Origin of the sequence: Planktotalea sp., assembly GCF_039984035.1 — a bacterium.
Taxonomy (GTDB): Bacteria; Pseudomonadota; Alphaproteobacteria; order Rhodobacterales; family Rhodobacteraceae; genus Planktotalea.
Map to the genome: position 1 here is coordinate 1 of NZ_JBDWVM010000390.1, position 4342 is coordinate 4342.

Below are 4342 nucleotides of genomic sequence, written 5' to 3' on the forward strand. Positions count from 1 at the left end.
TCAAGATCATCGGGAAGGGTACTGGCTGGGGTGGTAGGATTCGAACCTACGGTACACGCTACCAAAAAGCGTTGCCTTACCGCTTGGCTACACCCCATCAGTGTTGCGCTATTTACGCGGGAGACGGGCCGCGTTCAAGAGGGTATTTGCAAAAAAATGAGGTTATTCTTCCGGCGCTTCTCGGCGTAGCAAATCACCTGCTTCCGTCTCTTTGCGCTCGGCCTCTACGATCTGCTCCAAGGCATCGTCGGTTGCAGCCTGAACATCCATAGTTACTTGGCTTTCCTCAAGAATATCAGCATCACGTTCCAGCGCTTGGTGAACTTGATCCATTGACGCCTCGTCCGACGCGGCAAGCTTTGCCAATGAGGGTGACAATACGCGATAGGTCGGTTCAGGCATTTGAACATCGGCTTGTTCAAGCGCGAGCTTAACCAATCGAATCGCTTCACCTCGCGCAGCAACGAGAGACGATTTGTGTTGCTCGATCCAAGCCGTGAGCGTGATCGAAATTGTGCTGTCACCGATTTCATCTATCCAGACCGCCGGTGCAGGGTTGGACAATACGAACGGCAGCTCGCGCAGTTTCTCAAGCGCGATGCGCTGTGCGTCTACGAAATCGGTCTCTGGCGCGAGGCCAAGGGAAAACTTGAAACGGCGCTCATCATTGCGCGAAAAATTAACGATGCGGCTTTTGAAAACTGTCGCGTTGGGGATGCGAATATGGTTACCATCAAAGCTGAGCAAGATCGTCGCGCGCGATGTGAGGCGAATGACCTTGCCTGTATCGCCGCCGATTTCAATCGTATCATTCGGGCGAAACGGTTGGCGTATCGACAACATGATCGATGCAATGAAATTCTCGACCGTATCTTTCACCGCAAAACCAATGGCCAAACCAATGATCCCTGCCGCGCCGAGGATGGTAGACAGTAGTGCAGCCGCGCCCATGATATCCAACGCCACAACCAAACCGCCCACAATAAAACCAAGGCGCAAAATTTGACGGTAGATATCAGCGATAAAGGCATTCGGGGCCAATCGGTTCCAAGGCTGACGCATACGCGCGATGATGAAGCCGACACACACGATGATAACGAAGGCCACAAAAGCAACAGAGGCGAGCGGGATAAATGCGATCACTTGCATCATTCGTGCTCGGAAACGTTCAACAGCAGGGTTCAGACGTTTCACCACGTCAGTGGTTTCCGTGACTTCGTTCTCGATCGCGACGACGCCTTCGACACGGCCTGTTAATTCGTTGAGACGTGCGATCTTTTCACTATCGAGCGTCGTGCCCCGCATCGTGACAATCCCTGAGGTCACGGTCACAGTGACATCTTCATAACCATCAAGTTCCGCCAAAATATCGCGGATACGCACAGCAATGGCTGCATCTTGGCTGGCGCTATCTTCAACGGCAATGGCACCGGCGGGTTGGTTTTCGCTTTGCGCCGCAAGGGTCATAGGCAAAGCAAGGCAAATCATCAGAAGCAAAAAGCGCATCGGAAATCTCTTCAAAAAATAAAAATCAATGCCACATCGTAGCCTCGAATGATGCTTTTAGAAAAGCCCCTATCGCATGAGCCCGTCGCGCGGTATGAGACGCGCATTCAGGTTCCACCAGATTCCATAGGAAAGCTGCCTCATGTCCTTTGACCGCACTGTCAAAATCGCCCCGTCCATCCTCTCCGCTGATTTCGCCAATTTTGGCGCTGAAATCGAAGCCGTCGAAGCACAAGGTGCGGATTGGATTCACGTTGATGTCATGGATGGGCATTTCGTGCCTAACCTTAGCTTTGGCGCAACGACATGCAAAGCTATCCGCCCCCATATCAAAACCGTCATGGACGTGCATTTGATGATTTCCCCCGTTAATGCCTATATCGATGGGTTCGCAGAAGCGGGCGCAGATTTCATCACGGCCCATGTTGAGGCAGGACCGCACATTCACCGCACCTTACAAGCCATTCGCGCCGCTGGCGCAAAAGCGGGCGTGGCTTTGAACCCCGGCACGCCGGCAAGTGCAGTGGAGCATTTGCTCGACATTTGTGATCTGGTTTGTGTGATGACTGTGAACCCCGGCTTTGGCGGTCAAAAGTTCATCCCGCTGCCATCCAAAATCGCTGAATTGCGCGCAATGATTGGCGATCGGCCTGTGCACATCGAAATTGATGGCGGCGTGACACCTGAGACTGCGAAAATTTGTACTGACGCTGGCGCGGATGTGCTTGTCGCAGGATCAGCCGTCTTCAAAGGTGGCTCCGTCAGCAATCCTGCCCCGTACGGCGAAAATATTCGTGCGATCCGCGAAAGCGTTAAATGATCAGGCCACTCGCCCTGACCGCATTCGCTTTGCTGACGGCTTGCGTTGGCGATGAAAGCGTTGCCAACTTTGGTGCAGCAGACAAGGTTTGGGTGCTCAGCGAAATCAACGGCGCCCCTTTTACCGCGCGCGCAACCATGGAATTTGGTGAGGACGGTGCATTGTCAGGTCAAGCGCCGTGCAATCGATATTCAACCAAGCAAACAGCGCCCTACCCTTGGTTTGGCATTGGCCCCGTGCTTGCGACCAAAAGAGCTTGCCAAGAGCTGGATAGTGAAACCGCCTTCTTTAAGGCCCTCGAAAGCATGACCCTATCCGAAGTCTCTGGACCCGTGTTGGTGCTTAGCAATGACGCCGAAGAAACGATGGTGTTCAAGGCTGAGTAATTTGCCGATGGAATAGATCGACATAGCGACCGCGCGCTTCAGGGAGGGCGCGGTTTCCTAAATTTGGCGCAAGCTTTTCGGTTAGAAAATAGCCTGTCGTCTGTAGCGCTTGAACAATCTCAGCATCGCTACCAAATCCCTCACCCTTTAAAATCGGCGGTAGCGGGAGAAGTTTGCTCACCCAAGGACCTGCGGCCTGTTCGCTCACTGCGCGCCCCGTGCGCGGAGAAATGTAACACAAGTTTTCGTTTGTCCCCGTCACAGCACATGCGCTCAGATCAAGGCCCATGCCAGTGGCTTCTAGCAATGCGATCTCAAACCGAAGATAGGCGAGCGGCCAGACTTCATGTTGACCCAGTAAATCAAGCAATTGCTCGCTTTGTTTATAAAGCTCCAGATTGGCTTCCCGTTCCGGCAATGCAAAGGCCAGCAAAGCCGTCACCGCATTCAATCCAGCGAGCGAAAGGCGATCGCCAAGCGCGGCAGCTGCACGGCTGCGTAGGGGTTCAACCGTATAACTTCCGAGGTGGTCTTCCAAACGTGCGCGCCAACTGACGTCAATCTGCGCACCGGGCTGCAAGATCGGCGCAATCTTGCGGGACGTACCACCGCGAACGATCCCCGCATGGCGACCATGCTCAATCGTGAAAACATCGATGATCGCGCTGGTTTCTCCGTGGCGGCGCACAGAGAGCAAAATTCCCTGATCGCGCCATTCCATCTAATCCAGCCCCCGTTCCCCAAGCAATGTACGCCCTGCGCGATCTTCCACTTCGATCACCCAGAGGTCGCTATCAAACTGTCGTTGCTTGGCAATCGAGGCATCCACGTCGCGCTCTTCACCTTCGCTCAACACATCCCATTTGCGCGTGTCTTCCAGCAAATCATAGCTGCGTTGATAAAGCTTGGCCTGACCATCCAGCGTTGCAGATTTCACAAGCACAGCACCAGCCGTGTCATCGCCATGCGCGACAACAAAGGCGGCAATATCGTAAACGCGCAAACGCGCTAAGTATGCATCAACCCAAAATCGCGTCGATAGCCTGATCATGCGTTTCCGTCTTTGAAGTTCAAACCCATCTCGTCATAACGTTCGCTATCTTCGAGCCAGTTCGGGCGCACTTTCACTTGCAGGAACAGGTGCACTTTGCGGCCCAAGAATTCGACCAATTCTTCGCGAGCAGCTTTGCCGACGGCTTTGATGGTTTCACCCTTGTTGCCAAGAACAATACCCTTGTGACCATCGCGCATGACGTAAATCAGCTGATCGATTTTGCACGATCCGTCCTTACGCTCTTCCCAACTCTCGGTTTCAACCGTCAACTGGTAGGGCAATTCCTGATGCAAACGAAGCGTCAGTTTCTCGCGCGTCATTTCCGCCGCGATCATACGAAGGGGCAAATCGGCGATCTGGTCCTCGGGGTAGAGCCAAGGCCCACTCGGCACTTCACCAGCGAGCCATTCTTTGAGCGCATCAACACCATGGCCACGTTCCGCAGAAATCATAAAGGTCGCAACAAACGGATAGGCCTCATTCAGCTGCTCAGACAGGGCTAGCAAGGCTTCGGATTTGATCCGGTCAATCTTGTTGATCGCAAGCGCAATTTTACGCTCGCCCTCAAATCCTTTC

6 protein-coding genes and 1 tRNA gene are annotated in these 4342 nt (G+C 53.6%); 2 read left to right on the forward strand and 5 right to left on the reverse strand.

Annotation, left to right across the window (positions count from 1 at the left end; all coding sequences use genetic code 11):
• Positions 1-22: 22 nt before the first annotated feature.
• Positions 23-97: transfer RNA gene (locus tag ABJQ89_RS17275), tRNA-Gln, on the reverse strand.
• A 65-nt stretch (positions 98-162) separates the two neighbouring features.
• Complete coding sequence (locus tag ABJQ89_RS17280; RefSeq protein WP_348497398.1) at positions 163-1506, reverse strand: mechanosensitive ion channel family protein; 1344 nt, start codon at positions 1504-1506, stop codon at positions 163-165.
• A 142-nt stretch (positions 1507-1648) separates the two neighbouring features.
• Between ABJQ89_RS17280 and rpe the strand changes: the two genes are divergently transcribed.
• Positions 1649-2326: a ribulose-phosphate 3-epimerase gene (gene rpe, locus ABJQ89_RS17285; protein ID WP_348497399.1), complete on the forward strand. Its 678-nt coding sequence runs from the start codon at positions 1649-1651 to the stop codon at positions 2324-2326.
• Entirely contained in the window at positions 2323-2712 is a 390-nt protein-coding gene (locus tag ABJQ89_RS17290) for an META domain-containing protein (protein ID WP_348497400.1), read from the forward strand. Before rpe ends, ABJQ89_RS17290 begins: the two co-directional genes overlap by 4 nt.
• Here ABJQ89_RS17290 and recO read toward each other — a convergent pair.
• The 3 genes from recO to era form a co-directional block, all read right to left on the reverse strand.
• Positions 2699-3433 carry a DNA repair protein RecO gene (gene recO, locus ABJQ89_RS17295; RefSeq protein ID WP_348497401.1) on the reverse strand — a complete coding sequence of 245 codons (735 nt, stop codon included), beginning with the start codon at positions 3431-3433 and terminating at the stop codon, positions 2699-2701. The genes ABJQ89_RS17290 and recO overlap by 14 nt on opposite strands.
• Entirely contained in the window at positions 3434-3763 is a 330-nt protein-coding gene (locus ABJQ89_RS17300; RefSeq protein ID WP_348497402.1) for a DUF1491 family protein, read from the reverse strand.
• Positions 3760-4342, reverse strand: a 583-nt coding sequence (gene era, locus ABJQ89_RS17305) for a GTPase Era (RefSeq protein ID WP_348497403.1), incomplete at its 5' end; no start/stop codon positions are given. The genes ABJQ89_RS17300 and era, both read right to left, overlap by 4 nt.